We start from the raw sequence: 23121 nt of genomic DNA, 5'->3' as shown, positions 1-23121 counted from the left end.
GCGATTTGACGAGAACAGTCGAGCGCTGGCTGAATACCCATGCCCGAGCGGGTTGCAACCCGCGATAATCTGAAGGAGACGATGTGAACTATTCGGTCATGATATTGCGGCGCAGATACCTGAGCATGCATCTGGTCATTGCGAGCACGTTGTTGGCGATGTCGGGTGCTCACGCGGATGAACTGGTCACCGGACAAACCGTCGCGATGCAGGGCACGGCGAAGGGTGTCGCCGCGTGCATCAGTTGTCATGGTGCGAAAGGCGAGGGTAACGCCGCGGCAGGCTTTCCGCGTCTCGCTGGCGTCAGCGCGTCCTATCTGTCGGCACAATTGGCGGCGTTCGCGGACGGCACGCGTCAGAACCCGATCATGCAACCGATGGCGAAACTGTTGTCCACACGCGAGCGTGACGCAGTTGCACAGTACTTTGCCGGGTTGCAACCGCCGCCGGACGTAAAAGCGAGCGACAACCAGTCAGTCAAGCCTTCGGACGTCGGCGCATGGATCGCCACGCGCGGACGCTGGGACGAGGGGCTGCCTGCCTGTGTGCAATGCCATGGAGCGGGCGGAATCGGTGTGGGCGCCACGTTCCCGCCACTGGCCGGCCAGCCGGCATCTTATATCGCGAGCCAGCTGCATAGCTGGCAGAGCGGCACCCGGCCGCCTGGGCCCTTGGCATTGATGCCGGCCGTCGCGAGCAAGCTCTCCGACACAGATATCACGGCTGTCGCCGCCTACTACGGCGGCATTGGAGCGGCGACCGAAGGGGCGTCTGCGAACGGGAGCAAGCAATGATCGATCGAATCTGGTTGTATCGCGGCGTACTCGCCGGCGTGTTGAGTGCGGTTGCCGGCGCGTGCCTGGCTGCCAGTGGCGACATGGCGGCGTTGCCCGCTTCTTCCGCGCAAGCCCCAGCGTCGTCGCCGGTAACGCCGTTCGCGCCACCGGCAGAGTCGAGCATGCCGACGGACGGTTTCGGCAAGTCCGCCAAACTGGGCGAGCAAATCTTTACGCATACTCAAACGTTCGCCGGGAAGTACGTCGGTAACACGCTGAACTGTGCGAGCTGTCACCTCGATGCCGGTCGCAAGGCGGATTCGAGCCCGCTGTGGGGCGCGTATCCTTTGTATCCTGCCTATCGGAGCAAGAACGGACATGTGAACTCATTCGCCGAGCGGCTCCAGGGATGCTTCATGTACAGCATGAACGGCAAGGCCCCGCCGCTCGGTGACCCGGTGCTGGTGGCATTGGAGTCGTACGCTTACTGGCTCGCGAAAGGGGCGCCGATTGGAGAAAAGCTGCCGGGACAAGGCTATCCCAAACTTCCTGCGCCCGCGCAAAAGGCGGACTACGCGAGAGGGAGCGCGGTCTACGCACAGCACTGTGCTTTGTGTCACGGTGCCGACGGGCAGGGACAGTCAAGCGGGGGGCAAACCGTCTTTCCGCCGCTGTGGGGTGCTCATTCGTTCAATTGGGGTGCCGGAATGGGTGACATTCAGAACGCAGCAGGTTTCATCAAGGCCAACATGCCGTTGGGCCTGGCTGGAACGCTGACAGACCAGCAAGCGTGGGACGTGGCGACGTTTATGGACAGCCATGAACGTCCACAAGATCCTCGCTTTCTGGGTTCCGTTGAAGCCACGCGAGCAAAGTTCCATGACTCGCCGCACTCGATGTACGGTCAAACCGTTAATGGACAGGTTTTGGGGGCGTCCGGATCGCGATGATGTAGTGCGTTGCCGCGAGTACGACCTCGTGGCTGCAGCGTGACAATATAGTTCGGATTTCAAACAAAACTGGCCATTCGAACGGCCCGCAACAATGAAGTCTGGAAGCGGTAGTAAAACAGAAAGCCCTCCTTCGCGAGGGCTTTCTGTTTTCTGGCACGCCGATTTTGGCCACGACATGCATCTTCGGCAGACTTCCGGTTCGTGCGCGGCGGTTGGTAGACGACGGTTGCGCGCCTCCTCTCCGTCGCGTTTACACGTCAAATCATTCGCTATCCGCGCCCATTGTTACTTACGGGTTACTGGATATTTCTTGCAACCGGCAAGCTTCGTCGGCGTTCCGCATTCCGGATACGGTCTTGCCGAAAGCCAGGGGTCTTGTCATCGAAAGACTCGTCGTTGTCATCCCCCTCATCTGTGCGGAGCGCGCGCCGCGCTGGCTGTGCGCAGGGCGCTTGCCGTGCTCGCTTACAGCCTCGCATCTGCAAAGCCTCCACGACGTTTTCATGCCCGACTGGAAGCGGCGTAAACGCATTGCTGCAAGTTTCACCGGGTGAGCACTGGTAAACATCGGTAAGGACTGGCTCGCTATCGTTCACTGTTGTTCGTTCCCTTTCGCACAGCCGACGGCTCGCCTCGCGGATGACATCACACGGATGTGATGCGGACAGCGGTCCGGATCGAAGCGACATCGAAGAAATAGCAGTCCACCCGCGGGGCACGATGGAAACCACTCAGATTCTGGAACGCGCTACGGCGCACCATCTTGCGGGCGAGGTTGGTCATGCGCGCGAGTTATACGAACGTGCGCTCGCGATCGCGCCCGACGACGCGAACGTGATGTTCCGCCTCGGCGTGCTCGACATGCAAGGCGGTGCGTACGATGCCGCACTCGGCTGGCTCGATCGGGCACTGACCCTCGCGCCCGATTGCGCGCGATATCACTTCGTTCGCGGGCAAGTGTTTGTCGCCGGAGAGCGGTTCGCCGAGGCGATCGACGCCTATCTGCAAGCACTGTCATTCGAACCCGCTTCCACTGACGTGCTGTTCGCACTGGCCGCAGCACTGCAATCGGCCGGCGAGTACGCTGCTGCGATCGAGACTTATACGTCGCTGCTGGCGCTCGAACCGACTCATGTCGACGCGCTCAACAACCTGGGCAACTGCCACCGGCAGCAGGGCGGCGCGGCTGCCGCAGAAGCCGCTTACCGGCGCGCGATCGAGGTGCGCCCCGACGACGCCAACGCTCTCACGAATCTCGGCACGCTCCTCGAGGCGTCCGGCCGTCTGGACGAAGCCGTGGTGCTGCTCGAGGCGGCGGTGCGTGTGGCGCCCGATTCGCCCTGTGGCCTCGTGAATCTCGGCGTTACGCTTCACCGGCGCGGCGAGTTCGCTCAGGCCGCCGTATTGCTGACGCGCGCTCTTGAGTTGGCCCCCGCCTTTCCTGAAGCGGCGTATAACCTGGCCAATACGCTACATGCGCTCGGCAGGCGGCGCGAAGCGGTGAACCACTATCAGCGGGCGATCGAGCAGGCACCCACACACGCCGACGCATATAACAATCTGGGTATCGTCTATCAGGAGGCGGGATCGCGCGAGGACGCTGCGCAGGCGTTCAGCGCTGCGATCCGCCTGCGCCCGGGTTTCATTGCCGCGCTCAACAACGCCGCTACCCTGATGCGCACGCTCGGCCGCATCGCCGAGGCCGAATCTCATCTGCGTGAGGCGCTCGCTGTCGATCCGCATCACTCGGTCACGCACAACAATCTCGGCAACGTGCTGAAAGACCAGGGGCGCCTCGAAGACGGTATCGATTGCTATCGCCGGGCGCTCACGTGCGATCCCTGCAACGTCGTGGCGCACAGCAATCTGGCGTATGCATTGAGCTTCCAGGCGGAGCATTCGCAGCTTCTGCTGGACGAATGCCGTCGATGGTCTGCGCGGCATGAGGCACCCTATCGTGACACGCATCAGCCGCATTCGAACGATGCGGCACCGTTGCGCCGCTTGCGCATCGGCTACGTGTCGCCGGATTTCCGCGATCACTGTCAGACGCTGTTCACGCTTCCGCTGCTGTCGCATCACGATCACGAGCAGTTCGAAATCTTCTGTTATGCGAGCGTTACCCGGCCGGACGATCTGACGCAGCGCGTAAGCAGTCATGCCGACGTATGGCGCGATGTGCGCGAACTCAACGACGAGCAGCTCGCACAGATGATCCGTGACGACAGGATCGACATTCTGATCGACCTGACCATGCACATGGCGGATGGCCGTCCGCTGCTGTTTGCGCGCAAACCCGCGCCGGTGCAGATTGCCTGGCTGGCCTATCCGGGGACGACCGGCATTGATGCGATCGACTACCGGCTGACCGACCCATGGCTCGATCCGGCCGACAGCGATGCCTGGTATAGCGAAGCTTCCATCCGTCTGCCCGACTCTTTCTGGTGCTATGACCCGTTGACCGATACGCCGGCGGTCAATGCCTTGCCCGCGCTGTCCAACGGATATCCGACGTTCGGCTGTCTGAACAACCCCTGCAAACTGAGCGACGCGACGTTCAGGATGTGGGGTGGCGTGATGCGCGAGGTGGGTGATGCCCGGCTGCTGCTGATGGCGCCCGACGGTACGGCTCGCGCACGTCTGCTCGAGCGGCTCGGACAACAGGGTATCGGCGCCGCGCGGGTCTCCTTTACGCCGTTCCGGCCACGCGCGGAATACCTGCGCACGTATCACCAGATTGACGTTGGGCTCGATACGTTTCCGTACAACGGCCACACGACGAGTCTCGACTCGTATTGGATGGGCGTGCCGGTCGTCACGCGGGTGGGTGACACGGCAGTGGGGCGTGCCGGACTGAGCCAGTCGGCGAACCTGGGACTGCGTGAACTCGTCGCCGACAGCGAGGCGCAGTTTGTCGCGACGGCGGTTCAACTGGCACGCGATCTACCGCGTCTGAGCGGCATGCGCGAGAGCCTGCGCGCACGTCTTGCCGCTTCGCCATTGATGGACGGCGCGCGCTTCGCGGTTCATGTCGAGGCCGCTTACCGCGAGGTCTGGCTAGCGTGGTGTGATCGGGCGCGACGCATGGCGCAAGGCAAACACGACGGCAGTGACGGCATCGAACCCAGCCCCGAGCCGCGTCTGACTATGCGGAGCGCCGCGTTGACCCTACGCGGTTGACTCCGAAACGTCTGCGATGCCGTTACAGGAGTCGCGGTGGCAAATTTGTCACAGTTGGTAACTGCCGCGAGGGCAGGCGACCAGGGCAGCGGGCCTTGTGAGCACGCGGATCAAGGCTGAGTCGATCCAGCCCCTGTCGTATCGGAATCCGTCGACATCTGTCGATGCCGATGTCCGCGCCCGCTGCCGTTGGGCGCAACCGAACTCGCCGGCGCGGGCGGCGGCGGTGGGTGATTGATGTATTGGAAATTCTGCGCGATCGAGGCACTCGGAAATGTTGTCGTCGAGGGCTCGATTACGGTGCTCGGGAATGTCGTATTCGACTGCGCGAAGACGGGCGATATGCAGCCGACAGACGCCGCCACTGCGAAAACAAACCGATTCATCGAGTGATCCTCTATTTCATTGACGGTGCCGATCGAGCCAACGGGTGAACGCACGCTCAGTCGGGCTGCCGTGCGACGCGGGGCCGAACCCTTCGGCGACCGGATTGCGCGGCGTTGGAGGCAGTCAGTTTAGGCCGCGAGGCGCGAAATCAGATTGCCGCTACGCTTACAAGCGTTACCCCATATAACGCCGTAGGGCGGGCGATCGAGGCACCGTTCCTGCACGGCGCCGGCCCGTGCGCGGCCACTGCGCGAATGTAAGCGAAAAACTTTCTGTAACGATCTTGTAACCAGGGACGGTACCGTTTGGCCTAACGTTTGAATTCCAATGTCTCTAAAGCGTACCAACATGATCTCCAGCACCAGGTCGATAAGCATCGCCATACCCGTCGCCGTCGTCGCGCTCGCGCTCGGCGGTTGCGCGGTGATGCCGCCGAGCGGTCCGAGCGTGGTCGCACTGCCGCGCAGCGGCGAGCCGCTCGGGCAGTTCCAGCAGGACGACTATGCATGCCGCGACTACGCGAACCGCTCGACCGACCCGAACGCGGCTGCGCAGGCGGCGACCACGAATAGCGTGAACAGCGCGGCGATCGGCACGCTTGGCGGCGCCGCTGTCGGCGCGCTGATCGGTGCGGCGGCGGGCAATGCCGGCGCGGGCGCGGCAATCGGCGCGGGCAGCGGGTTGTTGATCGGCGGCGCGAACGGGGCGAATGGCGCGCAGTATTCCGCGGCAGGCCTGCAAGCGCGCTACGACGCTGCCTACGCACAGTGCATGACCTCGAAGGGCAACACGATTTCACAGCCGCAGATGCCGGCTTACTATGCGCCGCAGCCCGCCTATTACGCGCCGCAACCGTACTACTATGCACCGCCGCCGCGGTACGTCGCGCCGCCGCCGGTGATGTACGCGCCTTACCCGTATTACTGAAGCGGGTCGGCAGCCCCGGTTCGCTGAAACGAGCTGTTTGTATCGTTCGCGAGGCACGCTTGTTGCTGCAAAGCTTCTGCCATGCCTGGCGGAAAAGCGCGAAACGATGGCGCCAAACCGCCCGGCAAAGGGCGTAGGTTTGGATCGAGGGCTAGCGACGCCGGCTGTCTGGCGGCGCTGCACAGCCCGCAAACACCACTCCATCCCTACCGGCACACACCGGTTCTGACTTCGTCACTCGACGTACGGAGTTGGCCGGACGTCGTGCAAGCGAGGCGACTATGCAGCGACCGCAAACCGGCGCGTTCAATCCGAACGTGTGGTCCCGCGTGTGCGAGTGGCTGGCGATTGCGTTCGTCGTGGCCTGCTACCTTTCTTGCGGTGGCGGCTCCGGTGGCGCGTCGGGTACCGCCTCGGGTTCAGCGGCCGGCGGCGGCACCACTAGCGGCGGCTCGACAACCGGCGGTTCGACAACCGGCGGCAGCAGCGGCACCGGCGGCACCGGCTCGACTGGTTCGGGCAGCACAACCATGGGAACGACTGCCTACGCCACCGACGTGCTGATGCATCACAACGATCTCGCCCGCACCGGTCAGATGCTTGCCGAGACGACGCTGACGCTCGCGAACGTCAATTCAGCCAGCTTCGGCAAAGTCGCGTTTCTCGCCGCGGACGGTAAGGTCGATGCACAGCCACTGTTCGTGACCAGTCTGCCGATCGGCGGCACCACGCACGATGTGGTCTACGTCGAGACCGAACACGACAGTGTGTACGCTTATGACGCCACGACATTTGCCCAGTTGTGGACGGTTTCGTTGATTGGCAGCGGCGAAACACCCAGCGACGACTTTAGTTGTCCGGATTTCACGCCGGAAATCGGCATCACGTCGACGCCGGTCATTGACCGCAGTCGTGGCACGAATGGCGTCTTGTACGTCGTGGCGATGACCAAAGACAGCAGCGGTGCCTATCATCACCGTCTGCATGCGCTGGATCTGACTAGCGGCGCTGAAATACTGGGCGGTCCGACCGAGATCGCCGCGACCTACCCGGGCAACGGTGCGGGCAGCGTCAACGGTCTGATTACCTTTAATCCCGCGCTACACACGGAGCGCGCGGCACTCACGCTGGTCGGCGGCAACATCTATATGGGCTGGACCTCGCATTGCATGGCGGGCGCGTATACCGGCTGGCTGATGGCCTATGGCGCCGACACGCTCCGACAGACAAGCGTGCTCAACATCACGCCGAACGGCAGCCAGGGATCGATCTGGATGGCCGGCTCGGGAATGGCGTCGGATGGCACTTCGATTTACGTCGTGGACGGTAACGGCACGTTCGGCACGACGTTAAATGCGGCGGGTTTCCCGGTCGACGGTGACTTCGGCAACTCGCTGATGAAGCTGTCGTTTGGAAACCTGCAGGTCACGGACTACTTTGCCATGGATAACGTCGTGGCCGAAGCAAACGCCGACAACGATTTTGGTTCGGGCGGCGTGATGCTGTTGCCGGATCAGACGACCGCGAGCGGCATTGTCAAACATTTGGCGGTGGCGGCGGGCAAGGACAACCTGATCTATGTGGTCGATCGCGACTCGATGGGTAAATTCAGTCCCACGGCGAACAATATCTGGCAGGTGTTGACCGGTACGCTCGCCGGCGGCATCTGGGGTTCGCCGGCTTACTACGGCGGTGTGGTGTATTACGGCGGCTGGAACGATAACCTGAAGGCGCTGCCAGTCTCGGGCGCGTTTCTCGCGACTACCGCAGCGTCAAAGAGTCCAACTACGTTTGCCTATCCCGGCGCGACACCGGCCGTGTCGGCCAACGGCACGAGCAACGGCATCGTCTGGGCGGCGGAAAACGGTACGACAGGTGCCTTGCATGCGTACGACGCAAGCAACCTGGCGCACGAGCTGTATAACAGCAATCAGGCCGGCACGCGTGATCAATGGGGCGCGGGCAACAAGTTCATCACGCCGATGATCGCAAAGGGCAAAGTGTATGTGGGTGCGACTAATGGAGTGGCAGTGTTTGGTTTGCTATGAGCGCTGTGGTTCTAGTTGCAGTCGTGGTCACAGTAGCCGGTGACTGTATGGCGTGACGGAGCCGTTGAAGTTTTAGCTCGGTCGCGCCGCTGATGCCCGGAAATGGAAAAGCCCCTGCTCGTAACGGACAGGGGCTTTTCGTTGCCGGAGAGTTTCTACTGCCGCGCGCAGCCTGCTAAAGGCAACCTCGAAAGCGCTCAGCGCACATCAAGCGATGCGGGACGCTTACTCCGCGTCGCTCGTTGCCACTGTCTTACGCGGACGACGGCTACGTGGCGCGGCTTTGCGCGCGGCCTTTTTTGCCGCCACGGGTGCTTTTTCCACGCTGACGGACGGCTCCGGTACTTCGGCCGGCGCGGCGATCTCCGGTACCTCATCGATCGTCCGCGGCGTGGCCTTCTTCGCTTTCTTCGCGGCTGTCTTGCGCGGCGTTCGTTCCTTGCGGCGCTTGGGTTGAGGAACGCTCTCGTCCTGTGCCTGTTCGTGTGCCTCTTCGCTGCCTACGGTGATCGGTTCAGCGGCAAAGGTCTCCGGTTCTGCCCAAGCCGCTTCCGGCTGTTCGAAAATAGACTCGCTAGCAGAGGGTACTTGCGTCCCTACCTCTTCTGGGTGAGCTTGTGCGTGAGCGCCGCGCCCGACTGCCGCGCGCTCTTCCTGAGCGGCTTCCTGCTGGCCACCACGGCCGGCCTTGCGGTTGCCGCGGCCTCTGCGGCGCGGATCGTGCTTGCCGCCTGACTCGACGACCACCGTTTCTGCAACCTGTGCCTCAACCAATTGTTCTGCCGATTCGCCGGATTCGGCTGACTCGTTCAAGTTGTCGGCAGTCGCGCTCGCAACATTGCTTCGATAAACATACGCGCCTGACTTCTCGTCGCGGCCGAATTCGAGCAGCCCGCGCGCATGCGCCTCTTCCAGCAGATTGCCGAAGGCGCGAAAGCCGTAGTATGTCTCGTTGAAATCCGGCTTGCGGCGCTTGATTGCGTTCTTCAGTACCGACGCCCAGATCTTGCCGCTGTCGCCACGCTCGGACGCGAGCGCGTCGAACGTCTGCACCGCGATTTCGACCGCTTTGGTGCGGCGCTTTTCGAGGTCTTCCTTGCTGCGCGACTTTTCCTCGTCGGGCGTACGTTTGGCCGTCTGCTGGGCGGCCTGCTGCGGGCGGGACGACTCGCGTTTGCTTACCGTGCGCTGGCTTTCGCGCACCAGGTCGTCGTAAAAGAAGAATTCGTCGCAGTTCGCGATCAGCAGATCCGAGGTGGATTGCTGTACGCCGACGCCGATCACCTGCTTGTTGTTCTCGCGCAGCTTCGACACCAGCGGCGAAAAGTCCGAGTCGCCGCTGATGATGACGAAGGTATTGACGTGCGATTTCGTGTAGCAGAGGTCGAGCGCGTCGACCACGAGCCTGATGTCGGCCGAATTCTTGCCCGATTGGCGCACGTGCGGGATCTCGATCAACTCGAAATTGGCCTCGTGCATCGCGCCTTTGAAACTCTTGTAGCGGTCCCAGTCGCAATACGCTTTCTTCACGACAATGCTGCCCTTGAGCAGCAGACGTTCGAGCACCAGCTTGATGTCGAACTTGTCGTACTTCGCGTCGCGCACGCCGAGCGCAACGTTTTCGAAGTCGCAGAATAGCGCCATGCTGACGGTTTCGTTGGATGACGCCATGAATATCTCCATTGAAGCGTTCGTCAAATTCGACGAATCGCGACCATGATAGCGATTCCTACGGAGGTGATCAGCTTTTGTGTTCCTGGCGCACCGATACGGCGGGTAAAAGGCCGTTTGGAATGGCAACTTTTCGGGCGTTGTTCAGGGCCTGCGGTTTGCACGGGTAGGGGGAAGAAATGGACGCGCTCGTACGCGTCCAGCGGCCTCAGCAGTGTCGGCGCTCTTGCATTCACTGCCTCCTTGCTGTGAACGCAAGCGGCTGCTGGACATGCGGGGCGCGAGAACAGGTATATCTTTGCGCCCGGCCTTTGTCAGGAGGCGGCCGCGCGGCGTTCCCACGCTATCTGTCCGTATAACGAGTTGGGTCGCTTAGCGCCGCGCGTGTTTCCAGCACCTCGTCGACGAGGCCATACGCCTTGGCGCCGTGGGCCGACATGAAGTTGTCGCGGTCGGTGTCGCGTACGATCTCTTCGATGCTGCGCCCGGTGCGCTCGGCCATCATCGCGTTGAGGCGTTCGCGCTGGTAGAGCACCTCTTTCGCCTGGATTTCGACGTCCGCAGCGGTGCCCTGGCTGCCGCCCGACGGCTGGTGAATCATGATGCGCGCGTTCGGCAGCGCGTAGCGTTTGCCGCGCTGGCCGGCGGTCAGCAGGAACGTCCCCATGCTGGCGGCAAAGCCGGTGCACAAGGTCGACACTTCGGGCTTGATGAACTGCATCGTGTCGTAGATGGCGAGGCCGTCGTATACCGAGCCGCCCGGCGAATTGATGTAAAACGAAATATCCTTGTCAGGATTCTCGGATTCCAGAAACAGCAACTGGGCGACGATCAGACTGGCTGACTGTTCGTTCACCGGACCGACCAGAAAGACGATGCGCTCGCGCAGCAGACGCGAATAAATGTCGTAGGCGCGCTCGCCGCGGCCGGACTGTTCGATCACGGTGGGCACGAGGCCCAGTCCGGTGACGGGTGAATAGCTGGAATGCATGTTTGCCTCGTTTTAGGCGGCGTGTTGCCGATAACCGGTAGCGGTGGCCGATTCGAACAACCGGGCACCGGTTGCGCGCGTTGTTGCCCCTATGACGAGAGGGCGTGCGGCGGCGTGACAGGAATATTTCTTCGTTGACCTGTCACGTCCGTGTGGTGCCAAGCGTCAAGGCAAAAGGGATGCAGATCTGGAGGTGTACGCATGACGGAACAAGGAATCGACAAGGCATCCAGCTTCGAGGCCGTGCGCGCCCGCCTGCTCGCGCTGGCGTACCGCATGCTCGGCAGCCGCGCCGAAGCGGAAGACGTGGTGCAGGACGTCTGGCTCAAATGGCATCTCGCCGATACGCAAGAGGTGCAGACACCGGCCGCCTGGCTCACCACGATCACCACGCGCGCGGCCATCGACCGGCTGCGTGACGTGCAGCGTGAACGCGCGTCACAAGCCGCCGGCTGGCTGCCGGAGCCTTGGCTCGATGAGGTGGCGCCCTCGGCTGAGGAATTAGCCTTGCGCGCGGCGGAGATGTCGTACGGCGTGATGCTCCTGCTCGAACGTCTGAAACCGGATGAGCGGGCGGCATTCGTGCTGCACGAAGCTTTCGATTGCGACTACGCGGAGATTGCGAAAATCCTCGACCGCACGCCGGCCGGTTGCCGGCAGATCGTCCACCGGGCCAAGGCGCGTTTGCAGCGTGCGGGTGCGCCGCTGGAACGGCCGGATCCTGCTGCGCATGCGCGGATCGTGGAGCGCTTGCGCACCGCGCTGGAGGCGCAGGATCGAGCGGGCTTGCTGCGTCTCTTTAGCGACGCGCCGGAAGTCGTCAGCGACGCGCCGGTGTGCACGCAAGAACTGGCGCCGGTGGCCTGGATGGAGACAGTGACAGCGCTCGCGCATCAGGCGAGCCATGCAGAGGTCGTGTCGGTCGAAGGCGCAATGTGTATTGCGTTGCTCTTCGAAGGCGAGGTTGTCGGGGTCATCGACGTGTCCACGGACGGCGCCACGAAGATCGTCGCATTGCGCGCGGTCACCAGCGCGGCGCGTTTGCAGGCGGCGAACCGCTTGTTGGGTCGCGCGGCTGTCATGAAGCTGCTCGCGCGGATTCAGCGGAACGCCATTGCCTCAATTACGATGCGCAGCGACTTCCCAGTTGATGTCGACGCATAGCACCTGAGTGCCGTGCGGCGTATGCGCGGCAATTGAGGCCGTCACGCACAGGTGCGCTTCGTTGATCGACAGGTAGGGCGGCGTGAGGTGCACCTGGCCGGGCACGCGCATTGCCTGAATGAAGTACGGCCGGCGCTCCCAGCTTGCGCCTTCCGAATGCAGCAGCGGCCGGAAGCGCTTGGCGCGTTGCGAAGCACGTCCTGGCGGCAGCACGTTGTCGCCGATTTGCCGGCCCGAACCGTCAAGCACGAAGCAGCGTGCCGTCTCGCCGAGCGCGAGCAGCGGTGCGGTCGCCTGGGTAACCGATTCCCCGGCCACCAGTTGGGCCGCCGCCGTTTCCAGCGCCGTGACATAGGGTGCGAGCCGCGCAGACTGTGCGCGTTCGCGCGCGGTCACCCGTTCGCGTAGCGCCGCGGAGAGCGAGTCCATCAAGCCGGCCGCCGCTTGCGGTTTCACAGGCTCGACGCTCGGGCCGGCGAAATACGCGCCCTGCACGAAGTCGACGTTGCATTCGAGCGCGATCAGCGCGTCGCGTTCGGTGCCCAGGCCGCCCATCAGCACCAGTTGCCCGGATTCGTGCAGCAACGAGACGAGGCCCGGCAGCACGCGTTCAATATGTGAGTGCTCGCTCGCTTGCGCGAGGATGCAGCGGTCGAGCGTGACGATGTCCGGGCGAAGATTCCACACGCGGTCGATATTCGAATGCTTCGCGCCGAAGCCGTCCAGTGCGATCAGGAAGCCGGATTTGCGCAATGCGTCAATGATGTCGGCGAAGCGCGTGGTTTCACCGCCTGCCTGTTCGGACACTTCCAGCACCACCCGTTGCGGCGGCAGGCCCATCGCCTTGAGGCCGGCGAGCAGTGCGTCGCCGTAACTGGTGTCCATCAGCGCCGCTGGGTGCAGGCTCAGGAAAAGCCATTCGTCGTGGCTGTCGAATGCGTTGAAATTACCCAGATGCAGCGATTCGGCGAGCCGCCCGAGCTCCAGCAGGTCGCCGCGCCGCGCTGCCTGCGTGAAAACCTCGTGCGACGGCACCTGCAGCGCATGTTCGTCGTGTGCGCGCAGCGAAGCGTGATAACCGATCGCGCGCCGGTGCGACACCGAGAAAACCGGCTGGAACACGCTGAAAACCGTGTAGCCGCCGTACAGGACGGTGCGCCGGGAGCCTTCGTCGCCGGCCATCGGGCGCGGCGGCTGGAAGCCGGGAGGATCGAGTTCGATCATGCTCATCATGTCAGTCGTGTTGAGGTGGCGGCGCGCTTCTCATGCTCGACACGAGTGGGCACGCGCAAAATGTGAGTTTACAGGATAGGTGAGCAAGAACTATGCGCGCGCGGAAACACACTGCGCGCGCCCGGTTACCCCGGTCAATACCGCGATTGTGCGCCAGCGCGTGCGCGAAGGCGATGATTCGCACTTCAGTGGTGCGGCACGCGCCCCGTTGCGGGTCGGCGGCGCAGGCGCGGCGGGGAACGGCGAGGAGGCTTGTTGCGGTGACGCCGGGGCGACGGCGAGTCGCCGCGAGTCCGCCGCGAAGTTGCGCCCAGGTTGCAGTGAAGTCACTGCACCCAGCCCGAGCCAGGTCGCCGTGAGGTCGCCGCATCCCGGCAAATAACTCAGGTCCGTTCCGAAGGGTCGGTCTTTTTCGCGGGCGTGCGGATGTCCGGCGACAGTTGCGCGAAGATCCAGGACGAGCCCGCGGTGATGATGCCGACACACAGGAACGTCGCATGGAACGCGGGCAGCGAGTTGGCGGCTGTCACGCGCGGCAGGAGGCCGGTGAAGGTCGCGAGCAACGCGCCGGCTACCGTCACGCCGAGACTCATCGACAGCATCTGCACCAGCGAGAACAGGCTGTTGCCGCTGCTCGCGCCGCCGGTGCCGAGGTCCTTGAGCGTCAACGTGTTCATGGCGGTGAACTGCATCGAGTTGACGCCGCCGAAGAACGCCAGTTGCACGAGCCGCAGCCACAGTGGCTGGCCGGCGGTGGTGAGCGCGAAGCTCGCCATGGTCAGGCCCACCAGCACCGTGTTGACGATGAGCACGCGCCGGTAGCTGTACTTGACGATCAGCGTCGTGACGAGGCGCTTGGCCGCCATGCCCGCGGCCGCCACCGGCAGCATCATCATGCCGGCTTCGAAGGCGCTATAGCCGAGACTCACCTGCAATAGCAGAGGGATTAGATACGGCATCGCACCGGTGCCGAGCCGCGCGAACAGATTGCCGAGCAGACCGACGCTGAAGGTGTGGATCTTGAACAAGTCGAGCGGGAAGATCGGCGCGGGCTCACGCACGGCGTGCAAACCATAGGCGACGAAGCAGGCGAGGCTCAGGATCAGCAGCACCAGCACGGTGGCGTGCTGAATACCGAACTCGGTGCGGCCGTCGAGCGCGAACGAAATCGCCACCATGCCGAAGATCAGCAGCAGATACCCTTTCAGATCGAATTTGCCGGTGTGCTCGTTACGGCTATCCGGCATAAAGATAAACGTGGCGATGCAACCCACAATGCCCACCGGCACGTTGATCAAAAAGATCCAGTGCCATGACGCGATCTTCACGAGCCAGCCGCCGAGCGTCGGTCCAATCAGCGGTCCGATCAGCCCTGGAATCGCCACGAACGACAAGGCCGGCAAATAGCGTTCCGCCGGGAATGTGCGCAGCACCGCGAGCCGTCCGACTGGCAGCAGCATCGCGCCGCCCACGCCTTGCATGATGCGGAAGATCACCAGTTGATTCAGCGTATGCGCGTTCGCACACAGTAGCGAACCGACCGCGAACACGAGGATCGCGCTGAAGAACACGAGCCGGGTGCCGAGTTTGTCGGCGAGCCAGCCTGACACCGGGATCATCACGGCCATCGTCAGCGAGTAGGCGATCACCACCGATTGCATACGCAACGGCAACTCGCCGAGGCTCGTCGCCATCGCGGGGAGCGCGGTGTTGACGATGGTCGAGTCGAGCGTCTGCATGAAGAAGCCGGTGGCGACGAGCCACAGCATCACGGTGAGCGAGCGGGCCGATGGGCCTGTGGAGGCCGAAGCGGCGGGGGCGGAAGCAGGCTGGGTCGGCGGCGTGGACATGGAGGGCGGCTAGGCGCGCAGGGGCGGGCTGGGACTCGCTATTCTAGGGAAAAGCGTGGCCCGGCGCAGCGGATATACGCTCAGCGCGAACGCGGGATGAGCCGCTCAGTCCGAAGCAGGCAACGCCACAGCAGCACGGAAAAATGCCTGCGCACGCGGGTCATTGCCGAAGGCGGCGTGAATCCTTGTCCACGGGCTTACTTCCATGTTTGGACGGAAATAGCTGCCGGGCGCCACTGTCACCCCGAGCGGTGCGCCGCATGCCACCAGCCGTTCGGCGTTATCGACGTGCGGCACACGCGCCCATACGAACTTTCCGCCGACAGGCTTTTCGAACAGCTCCCAGCCGGCGTCTTCGAGTGTCTGGATGGTCGAGCCGAGTGCGTCGCGCATGCGGCGGCGCAAGCGCTCCAGATACTTGCGGTACGCACCGCGCTCCAGCAGCGACACGGCGACCGCCTCGGCAAAGCGCGAACCGCCGATGCTCGTCAGCATCTTGATGTCGACCAGATCCTTGATGATCGCGTGGCTCGCCACCACGCATCCGATCCGCAACGACGACGACAGCGTCTTCGACAAGCCGCCCACGTAGATCACGTGCTCGAGTTGGTCGAGGGTCGCGAGACGGTCGGTGACGTCGGACTGGAAGTCGGCGTAGATGTCGTCTTCGATGATCGTGAAGCCGTGTTCGCGCGCCAGTTGCAGCAGCCGGAACGCTACCGGCGGCGCGACTGTGGTGCCGGTCGGATTGTGGAAGACCGTGTTGATGAACATCAGCTTCGGCCGATGCAGTTGCAACTGCGCCTGCAACACATCGAGATCGGGGCCGTTGCGGGTGCGCGGAATGCCGATCAGCTTCACGCCGTGCAGCTTCAGCAGACCGTACAGGTTGTAGTAGCCGGGGTCCTCGACGAACATCGTGTCGCCGGCTTTGAGCATGTAGCGCATCAGCAGATCGAGCGCCTGGCTCGCGCCGTTGGTGATCAGAATCTGCGAGGCGTCCGCTTGAATCCCTAACTGGCCGATGCGGCCTTGCAGATGTTCGCGCAAGGTCAGATTGCCGAGCGGGGTCGCGTAATCGACCATGCTTGCGGTGTCGGTGCGCGACACGTGGCGGATCGCCTGCGCGAGGCTGTCCACGTCGCGCCACCCATCGGGAATGAAGCCGCTGCCGAGCTTGAGCGTTTCGCCCTGATGGTTGAACTGCTGGAGGATGTGCCCGGATTCGTCCTCGGCGCGGCGCGGGTCCGACGTGCCCTGGCAATGCGTGCTTGCCGGCTGACGGTCGGACACATAGAAGCCAGAGCCGTGGCGCGAATCGACATAGCCGAGCGACACCAGCCGGTCGTAAGCCTCGATCACAGGAAAACGGCTCACGCCGTAGTCAGCGGCGAACTGGCGGATCGACGGCAGCTTCGCGCCGGGGTGAGCGGTGCGTGAACGAATCCAGGCGGTGATGCCCGTGACGATCTGCTCGGTGAGCGGTACGCCGTTGTCCCGATCGAGTTGGATTTCGAGTTTCATGCGGTTTTTTCCTTCGCCGAGTAGGCGGAGCGCCGAGCCGTCGGCTCATCGCCCGCTCCCGCTGCGCGCGCTCGTGACGCGCGATTGCCGCCAACTGTCCGTTTTTTCGACTGAACAGTTCCGATGGAAGTGTTCGGAACTGTGCATGGGTATCTGATGATCGCACGTCAATAATCGGTACAACAGGAAAGTTCTTCGAAGGAGAAAAGCGATGCGTGAAGTCCGTATTTTCGAAATGGAGCATAGCGAGCCCGCGGCAGCCTGGCGTGTCGCGCGTCCGTCGATCTTCAAGGCGATCTCGGGCGAGATCTGGGTGACCGTGGAAGGCGACAGCGAGGATCACTGGCTGGCAACGGGGCAATCCATCGAGTTGCCGCGCGGTGCGGTGGCGTGGGTCAGCGCAGGGCAGGCCGGTGCGCGTTTCGCGCTGGCTAGCGGGTCAGAGCGCGCTGCAACGCGGCTACTGCGCGGTTTGCCGGTGTTGAACTGGCTGCCGCGCTGGTTGGGCGTGGCGTAATCCGCGTCTCAACCGGGCACCTCATACTCCCCGATATAGCGCGCGCGTGGCCGGATCAAGCGGCCATCGCGCGTCTGTTCCATTGCATGGGCGATCCAGCCGACGACCCGGCCGACTGCGAACAGCGTGAATGCGGCGCCGGCCGGCAGGCCGAGTACCCGTTCGATGGCCACAAGCGCAAAGTCGACATTCGGCTCCGCACCGGTCGTGTCGCGCACCGCGCGCGCAAGTGCATGCACTTCGCCTAGCGGCGAGCGGGCCGGTGCGTAGTCGGCGAGCATCCCGAGCAGCAGACGCGCGCGTGGGTCGCCTTCCGGATACAGCGGATGGCCGAAGCCCGACAGCACCGGCCCATGCGCGCCGTGTTCGTGGCGCGCAAGCCGGGTCGCCAGATAGCGGTCGAGATCGGGGGCGCGCGACGCTTCATCGAGCAGCGCGGCAATCCGTACCGTCTCGCCACCGTGCCGCGGCCCGGACAACGCGGCCAGACCGCCCGCCACGGCGCCGAACAGATGCGTCCCCGTCGACGTGATGCAGCGAACCGTGAAGGTCGATGCATTCAGTTCGTGATCTGCGCATACCACCAGCGCTGCGCGCAGCAGCCCTGCCTGCTGACGATTGCGCACGTTCCACGCTGAAGCCAGCTGCTTGTGCATCGGTTCGTTCGACGGCGCCGCCGAGATCATCGCCGCGGCCAGCAAGTGCATGACCGCGCAGGCGGTATCAAGCTGCGCATCGCGACCGAGCGCCCATACCCGCGGCATTTGTGCCGCGGCGGCAGGCAGCAGCACGAGCGCGCGGTCGAGCGACGTGCTGTCGCTCCAGAGCTTGAGCCACGCTGCCCACTGGGCGGCGGCGAACGGCACGGCCGGTGCATCGGCGATCCGCCTCGCACTGAATTCCCACAACAACGCCGCGACATCTTCCAATGATGCCGTGCGCGCCAGTTCCATGGCATCGTGGCCGCGATACAGCAGGCGGCCGTCGGCCACCAGCGTGATCGACGATTCGAGCACCGGCACGCCCCAGTCCAACACCTTCTGCGCGACCTTGCCGGCGCGCTTGCCGTCTTCCTTGCGCCGCGCGAGCCGCCGCACTTCGGCGGCGTCGTAGAGCCGGTGCTTGCCTTGCGCATCCGGCGATGAGCTCAGCATGCCGCGGCTGACATACGCATACAGTGTAGGCAGGCTGATGCCGAGCGCAGCGGCGGCTTCGGCAGCGGTCAGGGAATGGGAGGGTGGCATGGAAACGCGTAGAAACCGAAGAAATCAATATATATTGATTATCATAATCAAGATTGATTGCGGCAAGGCGAAATTCTAGACTCGGTTCACTTTCTTCCCGTTTCGAGATGAAACGACATGAACGCCATGACGCCTGAACTCGCTCTCAAACATATCTGGACGACTGCGGAATGTGACCCGACCGCGTTGAGGTCCGTTTCGCTTGCCGGCACCGATCCGGGCCTGCCGTCGGTCTATCGGGTCGGCACATTGGCCTCGGCGACCATCGCCGCGACCGGTCTCGCAGCTGCCGAATACCACCGCTTGCGCACGGGGCACCGGCAACACGTCACGGTGGAGATGCGGCGCGCGCTGGCCTCGTTTCGCAGCGAGCGCTATCTGCGCATCGACGAGGGGCCGCCGCCCGCCTTGCGCGATCCGGTGATGGGTTTCTACGCGACGCGAGACGACCGCTGGATTCAACTGCACACGAATTTTCCGCATCACCTCGAAGGGGTGCTGAAGGTACTCGGCTGCGCGAACGATCGCGCGGCGGTGGCCGAGGCGATTCGCGGCTGGGATGGCGGAACGCTTGACCAGACGCTCGCCGACGCCGGCTTGTGCGCCGCCTTGATTCGCACGCCCGACGAGTGGGCCGCGCTCGAGCAGGCGAAGGCGATTGCGGGGCTGCCGTTGTTCGAGATCGAGCGTATCGGCGACGCACCGGCTGAGCCGCCACGGCAGGACGGCGGGGAGCGGCCGCTAGCGGGCGTGCGGGTGCTGGATTTGTCTCGCATCATCGCTGGCCCGGTGGCGGGGCGCGCGCTGGCACAGCATGGTGCCGAGGTATTGATGGTCAACGCTCCGCACTTGCCGAACATTGCGCCGCTGGTGATCGACAACGGGCGCGGCAAGCGCTCGGCTGTTGTCGATTTACGCGATGCAGCCGGGCGCGAAACATTGCGTGGCCTTGCCGGCGGCGCCGATGTGTTTTTGCAGGCGTATCGGCCGGGCGCGCTGACGGCACGCGGGTTTGGTCCCGAGGAGCTGGCGCGGGTGCGGCCGGGGCTCGTCTATGTCTCGGTTTGCGCTTACGGGCACAAGGGGCCTTGGGCCGAGCGGCGCGGCTTCGATAGTCTGGTGCAGTCCGCGAGCGGGATTGCCTTTACCGAGCGCCAGGCGGCGGGATGGGATGAGCCGAAGCATTTACCTTGTCAGGCGTTGGATCACGCGACGGGGTATCTGGCCGCATTCGGCGCGATGGCCGCATTGGCGCGGCGAGCCACCGAAGGCGGGAGCTGGCACGCGCGGGTTTCGCTCGCGCAGACCGGGCGGTGGCTGCAGTCGTTTGGATTGCAGCCCGACGGCTGGAAGGCGCCCGATGTTTCGCTCGACGATGTGCGGGATTGCCTTGCGACTGTTCAGTCCGAGTTCGGGCGTGTTCTCGGGGTTCTACCGGCCGAATGTCTGGAAGAGACGCCAGCCTATTTTGCGTTGCCGCCGGCCCGGATCGGGGCGCACGACGCGAAATGGGTGTGAAGACCATTTACCCGCACGGCGTCCAATTGCTTGCGCACGGCGCCTGATCGCAGATGCGGCGAAAAGGCGCCGCGTGGGCAGAAATCTACTTCCTCAACTCGGCTACAAAATCGTAGTAGTCGTTGCGACAGTAGGTATCGGTCAGCTCGATCGCCCGCTGATCCGCCGTATACCCGACGCGAGTGATCAGCAACAGTGCCTCGTTCGGGGCAATGCTCATCTGCTGCGCGATCTCTTCATTCGCGTTCACTGCACGAAAATGCTGCAGCGCGCGCACAATCGTCAGTCCGCGATTTTCCAGGTACGTGTACAAAGAATCACCAATCGCCTGAGGATCGGGAATGACCGCAGCCGGGAAAGTGGAATTCTCCACCGCCATCACGATGCCGTCGGCGAGGCGCAAGCGACGCAGCCGGGTCACGGCAGCAGCCGGCGACAAGCCCAGTTGAATCACCTCATCGCGGTTAGCCGGAGAAATTTCCCGCGACAACCACTTTGAACTCGGCGTAAAACCGCGTCGCCGCAGCATTTCGCTGAAACTCGACAGACGCGAGAGCGGATCTTCATAGCGCGGCGTGATGAAGCTGCCCGCGCCTTGGGTGCGGCGGATCAATCCCTGTTCGACCAGGAGGGCGATGGCTTTGCGCGAGGTGATCCGCGATACGCCGAGCGCTTCGGACAGCACGCGCTCGGAGGGCAGCGCCTCGCCCGCGTTCCAACGGTTTTCGTGAATCGCAGTGCCGAGCTTGCGAGCGAGCTGCAGGTATAGCGGCGTGTCGTTTTCCGGGTCCGGGCGCAGGTCGCGCCAGCGGTCTTCCGAGGCAGAGGTCATGGGGCTCACGCAAGAAGGGCAAGCGGCAATTCTAAGACATCGGCGCGCTCCGTTATAGCGGGCTTTTGCCTGGGGCCCGATCCGATGCCCGTACAACCGCTAAACTCGCCCTCTATGATTTCCTTAGCGTGCGCCGCGCACTCGCCTGTGCCGCCGCATCGAGATACACGCATGGTCATACGCGCATTGCAATCCGTTTAGCCATTTCGAGGAGAAAGCATGACGAGCGATATAGCGAGCGTAAGCCTGCCCGACGGTGAACGCATTCCGAAACTGGGGCAGGGCACCTGGGAGATGGGCGAACAGCCGGCGCGCCGCGCCTCGGAGCTCGCCGCGCTGCGCTGCGGTATCGAACTGGGCATGACGCTGATCGACACGGCGGAAATGTATGGCGACGGCGCTACCGAATCGCTCGTTGGTGATGCCCTTGAGGGGTTGCGCGACCAGGTGTTTCTGGTCAGCAAGGTGTATCCGCATAACGCCAGCCGGCGCGGCGTGATCGCGGCCTGTGAGCGGAGCCTCAAGCGCCTGAAAACCGACCGGCTCGATCTGTATCTGCTGCACTGGCGCGGCTCGGTGCCGCTTGCGGAAACCGTCGAGGCATTCGAGACGTTGCGCAGCACGGGCAAGATTCGGCACTGGGGCGTCAGTAACTTCGATACCGACGACATGGAAGAGCTTGTCGCTGCGCCGGGCGGCGAGGCATGCGCCACCAATCAGATTCTCTACAACGTCGCGCGCCGTGGGCCGGAATTCGACCTGTTGCCGTGGCTCGCCGCGCGCAAGATGCCGGCGATGGCATACAGCCCGGTCGATCACGGGCGCCTGCCAAAGCGCTCGCCGCTCGACGATATCGCCGACGCACGTGGCGTTTCGGTGTTTCAGGTGGCACTGGCGTGGGTTCTGCAAAAGCCCGGCGTGTTCGCGATTCCGAAGGCAGGCCGCGTCGAGCATGTGCGCGACAACCATCGGGCGTCGCAACTGCAACTCGACGCTCATGAATTCGCTGCCATCGACGCTTATTTCAAACCGCCTCGCAGCAAGCGGCCGCTCGAAATGCTGTAAGCGCAGCGGTGGCCGTTAGCGAATCGCAGCCGGCCTTGCAGTCGATGCGCTTGCGCCACTGTGACTCGCGGCGCTAGCGTCATTAATTGCAACCGTGGTGCATGTGCACGGAACCCAGAACGGCAACTTCAGCGGGCGTGTGCTTGAGCGAATCTTCGTTGACCTGGGCGGCGTCGGCGACGAAGTCGTCGACGATCGACGACACCTGCGTATTGCGCAAACACAGCGACACCCGTTGCGTTTCGTTGGGCGGCAGCGACGCACGCTGTCCGAGGAACAACACGCCGTACTGATAGCCGTGGATGATGCCGCGGATCGCGCCGACGCATTCACCTTGCGCGACGTTGTCGTTTTTCTGCTTGCAGGTTTGCGCGAGCGAATAGGCGGAGAACGTGGGGTCGACCGGCGGAGCGGCTTGCGACAAGGTTTGTGGCTGCGGCTGGGCCGAAGTAGCCGGGGTTTGCGCAGGTGTTTGCGCATGAGCGAGCGATGCGAGGCCCAGAGCGGTGACCATCAGCAGGCCGGTGGCCATGCGCGCCATGGAGTGGGGGACGTTTCGTTGCATGTTGTGATGCCCTCATATCGAACGTTGAATCTGATATGAGGCAATCGCTTCGGTTTGGTTCCGGTCAAGCACAGCGCGAGCGGTTGTTCTGGTTTTGAACGTGTGCGGGAGCCGCTTGTCCGCGGTTTTCGGCAGTTGCGCCGTTTTGGCGGGCCGCTGGCGGACGCTGTTGACGCCGACCGGCCTTGGGCGGTGACGCTCGACCGGGGGATCGAGACATCACCGCCGATGCCGGGGGACTGCGGACGAGATACCGAAGTATGTCGTTAGCGACGGGTAGGGCGCGGGGGCCCCCTACCCGGGAAGCAGGCGACTGCTAATGCCCGTTTCCTCCGCCATTGCCACCACCGTTACCGCCGCTACCCTTGCCTCCGTGGCCGCCGCCGGAGCTTCCGCCAAAGCCGCCGCCGAACCCGCCACCGAAGCCTCCGCCAAAACCACCACCGCTACCAGGGCCGCCTCCTTTTCCACCGCCAGGGCCGCCGCTGGGGCCACCACCGCAACCGCAGCCGCTGCTCCCGCCGAAGCCACCGCCGCTGCTTCCACTGCTGCCACCGCCACTGCTGCCACCGCCGCTGCTTCCACTGCTGCCACCGCCACTGCTGCCACCGCCGCTGCTTCCACTGCTGCCACCGCCACTGCTGCCACCGCCGCTGCTTCCACTGCTGCCACCGCC

General features: G+C 63.7%; 18 protein-coding genes. 9 read left to right on the top strand and 9 right to left on the bottom strand.

Annotation, left to right across the window (positions count from 1 at the left end):
- Positions 1-83: 83 nt before the first annotated feature.
- From KHO31_RS36575 to KHO31_RS36555, 5 genes are all read left to right on the top strand, one after another.
- Positions 84-794, top strand: a complete 711-nt coding sequence (locus KHO31_RS36575) for a c-type cytochrome (protein ID WP_236060634.1) — start codon at positions 84-86, stop codon at positions 792-794.
- Between the two features lie 83 nt (positions 795-877).
- Entirely contained in the window at positions 878-1726 is an 849-nt protein-coding gene (locus tag KHO31_RS36570; RefSeq protein ID WP_236071688.1) for a c-type cytochrome, read from the top strand.
- Positions 1727-2449: 723 nt separating this feature from the next.
- On the top strand, positions 2450-4909 hold the full coding sequence (locus KHO31_RS36565) for a tetratricopeptide repeat protein (RefSeq protein ID WP_211625722.1): 2460 nt from the start codon (positions 2450-2452) through the stop codon (positions 4907-4909).
- Positions 4910-5644: 735 nt separating this feature from the next.
- The gene (locus tag KHO31_RS36560; protein WP_201071128.1) at positions 5645-6223 is read left to right on the top strand and encodes a glycine zipper family protein; all 579 of its coding nucleotides are present in this window, start codon (positions 5645-5647) and stop codon (positions 6221-6223) included.
- Between the two features lie 281 nt (positions 6224-6504).
- Positions 6505-8271 carry a PQQ-binding-like beta-propeller repeat protein gene (locus KHO31_RS36555; RefSeq protein WP_201070865.1) on the top strand — a complete coding sequence of 589 codons (1767 nt, stop codon included), beginning with the start codon at positions 6505-6507 and terminating at the stop codon, positions 8269-8271.
- 225 nt (positions 8272-8496) lie between these two features.
- On the opposite strand, the gene KHO31_RS36550 is transcribed toward KHO31_RS36555, so the two are convergent.
- Positions 8497-9942, bottom strand: a complete 1446-nt coding sequence (locus KHO31_RS36550) for an NYN domain-containing protein (protein ID WP_201107708.1) — start codon at positions 9940-9942, stop codon at positions 8497-8499.
- A 343-nt stretch (positions 9943-10285) separates the two neighbouring features.
- Positions 10286-10933 carry an ATP-dependent Clp endopeptidase proteolytic subunit ClpP gene (clpP, locus tag KHO31_RS36545; RefSeq protein ID WP_201070861.1) on the bottom strand — a complete coding sequence of 216 codons (648 nt, stop codon included), beginning with the start codon at positions 10931-10933 and terminating at the stop codon, positions 10286-10288.
- 201 nt (positions 10934-11134) lie between these two features.
- Between clpP and KHO31_RS36540 the strand changes: the two genes are divergently transcribed.
- Complete coding sequence (locus tag KHO31_RS36540; RefSeq protein WP_201070859.1) at positions 11135-12097, top strand: sigma-70 family RNA polymerase sigma factor; 963 nt, start codon at positions 11135-11137, stop codon at positions 12095-12097.
- Here the strand turns inward: KHO31_RS36540 and KHO31_RS36535 are convergent.
- From KHO31_RS36535 to KHO31_RS36525, 3 genes are all read right to left on the bottom strand, one after another.
- Positions 12053-13327 (bottom strand): EAL domain-containing protein, encoded by a 1275-nt coding sequence (locus tag KHO31_RS36535; RefSeq protein ID WP_201071125.1) that lies wholly within the window; start codon positions 13325-13327, stop codon positions 12053-12055. The two genes, KHO31_RS36540 and KHO31_RS36535, sit on opposite strands and share 45 nt — an antisense overlap.
- A gap of 386 nt (positions 13328-13713) precedes the next feature.
- A complete protein-coding gene (gene mdtD, locus KHO31_RS36530) occupies positions 13714-15099 on the bottom strand; it encodes a multidrug transporter subunit MdtD (protein ID WP_201071121.1) in 1386 nt (461 codons plus the stop codon).
- 186 nt (positions 15100-15285) lie between these two features.
- Complete coding sequence (locus KHO31_RS36525; RefSeq protein WP_201140556.1) at positions 15286-16704, bottom strand: aminotransferase-like domain-containing protein; 1419 nt, start codon at positions 16702-16704, stop codon at positions 15286-15288.
- Positions 16705-16915: 211 nt separating this feature from the next.
- Between KHO31_RS36525 and KHO31_RS36520 the strand changes: the two genes are divergently transcribed.
- On the top strand, positions 16916-17221 hold the full coding sequence (locus KHO31_RS36520) for a DUF2917 domain-containing protein (RefSeq protein WP_201070855.1): 306 nt from the start codon (positions 16916-16918) through the stop codon (positions 17219-17221).
- Between the two features lie 8 nt (positions 17222-17229).
- Here the strand turns inward: KHO31_RS36520 and KHO31_RS36515 are convergent, their stop codons facing one another.
- Positions 17230-18465: a citrate/2-methylcitrate synthase gene (locus tag KHO31_RS36515; RefSeq protein ID WP_211625720.1), complete on the bottom strand. Its 1236-nt coding sequence runs from the start codon at positions 18463-18465 to the stop codon at positions 17230-17232.
- A 126-nt stretch (positions 18466-18591) separates the two neighbouring features.
- On the opposite strand from KHO31_RS36515, the gene KHO31_RS36510 reads away from it, so the two are divergent.
- On the top strand, positions 18592-19983 hold the full coding sequence (locus KHO31_RS36510) for a CoA transferase (RefSeq protein ID WP_211625726.1): 1392 nt from the start codon (positions 18592-18594) through the stop codon (positions 19981-19983).
- Between the two features lie 85 nt (positions 19984-20068).
- On the opposite strand, the gene KHO31_RS36505 is transcribed toward KHO31_RS36510, so the two are convergent.
- Positions 20069-20815 carry a GntR family transcriptional regulator gene (locus KHO31_RS36505; RefSeq protein WP_169489063.1) on the bottom strand — a complete coding sequence of 249 codons (747 nt, stop codon included), beginning with the start codon at positions 20813-20815 and terminating at the stop codon, positions 20069-20071.
- A gap of 219 nt (positions 20816-21034) precedes the next feature.
- Between KHO31_RS36505 and KHO31_RS36500 the strand changes: the two genes are divergently transcribed.
- Entirely contained in the window at positions 21035-21880 is an 846-nt protein-coding gene (locus KHO31_RS36500; RefSeq protein ID WP_201070850.1) for an aldo/keto reductase, read from the top strand.
- A gap of 82 nt (positions 21881-21962) precedes the next feature.
- Here KHO31_RS36500 and KHO31_RS36495 read toward each other — a convergent pair whose 3' ends face one another.
- Together KHO31_RS36495 and KHO31_RS36490 are read right to left on the bottom strand one after the other, a co-directional pair.
- Entirely contained in the window at positions 21963-22445 is a 483-nt protein-coding gene (locus KHO31_RS36495) for a hypothetical protein (protein ID WP_201070845.1), read from the bottom strand.
- 294 nt (positions 22446-22739) lie between these two features.
- A partial coding sequence (locus tag KHO31_RS36490) for a hypothetical protein (RefSeq protein WP_211625719.1) occupies positions 22740-23121 on the bottom strand: 382 nt, incomplete at its 5' end.

This window comes from Paraburkholderia domus, from assembly GCF_905220705.1.
Lineage (GTDB): Bacteria > Pseudomonadota > Gammaproteobacteria > Burkholderiales > Burkholderiaceae > Paraburkholderia > Paraburkholderia domus.
Note: the sequence above shows the minus strand (reverse complement) of the source record. Positions and strands in the feature narration are given on the sequence as shown.

Excerpts from the sequence above, each read along its gene's own strand:
- KHO31_RS36570 (WP_236071688.1), top strand. The coding sequence starts at position 878 with ATGGCGGCGTTGCCCGCTTCTTCCGCGCAAGCCCCAGCGTCGTCGCCG.
- KHO31_RS36565 (WP_211625722.1), top strand. The coding sequence starts at position 2,450 with ATGGAAACCACTCAGATTCTGGAACGCGCTACGGCGCACCATCTTGCG.
- KHO31_RS36560 (WP_201071128.1), top strand. The coding sequence starts at position 5,645 with ATGATCTCCAGCACCAGGTCGATAAGCATCGCCATACCCGTCGCCGTC.
- KHO31_RS36555 (WP_201070865.1), top strand. The coding sequence starts at position 6,505 with ATGCAGCGACCGCAAACCGGCGCGTTCAATCCGAACGTGTGGTCCCGC.
- KHO31_RS36550 (WP_201107708.1), bottom strand. The coding sequence starts at position 9,942 with ATGGCGTCATCCAACGAAACCGTCAGCATGGCGCTATTCTGCGACTTC.
- clpP (WP_201070861.1), bottom strand. The coding sequence starts at position 10,933 with ATGCATTCCAGCTATTCACCCGTCACCGGACTGGGCCTCGTGCCCACC.
- KHO31_RS36540 (WP_201070859.1), top strand. The coding sequence starts at position 11,135 with ATGACGGAACAAGGAATCGACAAGGCATCCAGCTTCGAGGCCGTGCGC.
- KHO31_RS36535 (WP_201071125.1), bottom strand. The coding sequence starts at position 13,327 with ATGAGCATGATCGAACTCGATCCTCCCGGCTTCCAGCCGCCGCGCCCG.
- mdtD (WP_201071121.1), bottom strand. The coding sequence starts at position 15,099 with ATGCTGTGGCTCGTCGCCACCGGCTTCTTCATGCAGACGCTCGACTCG.
- KHO31_RS36525 (WP_201140556.1), bottom strand. The coding sequence starts at position 16,704 with ATGAAACTCGAAATCCAACTCGATCGGGACAACGGCGTACCGCTCACC.
- KHO31_RS36520 (WP_201070855.1), top strand. The coding sequence starts at position 16,916 with ATGCGTGAAGTCCGTATTTTCGAAATGGAGCATAGCGAGCCCGCGGCA.
- KHO31_RS36515 (WP_211625720.1), bottom strand. The coding sequence starts at position 18,465 with ATGCCACCCTCCCATTCCCTGACCGCTGCCGAAGCCGCCGCTGCGCTC.
- KHO31_RS36510 (WP_211625726.1), top strand. The coding sequence starts at position 18,592 with ATGACGCCTGAACTCGCTCTCAAACATATCTGGACGACTGCGGAATGT.
- KHO31_RS36505 (WP_169489063.1), bottom strand. The coding sequence starts at position 20,815 with ATGACCTCTGCCTCGGAAGACCGCTGGCGCGACCTGCGCCCGGACCCG.
- KHO31_RS36500 (WP_201070850.1), top strand. The coding sequence starts at position 21,035 with ATGACGAGCGATATAGCGAGCGTAAGCCTGCCCGACGGTGAACGCATT.
- KHO31_RS36495 (WP_201070845.1), bottom strand. The coding sequence starts at position 22,445 with ATGCAACGAAACGTCCCCCACTCCATGGCGCGCATGGCCACCGGCCTG.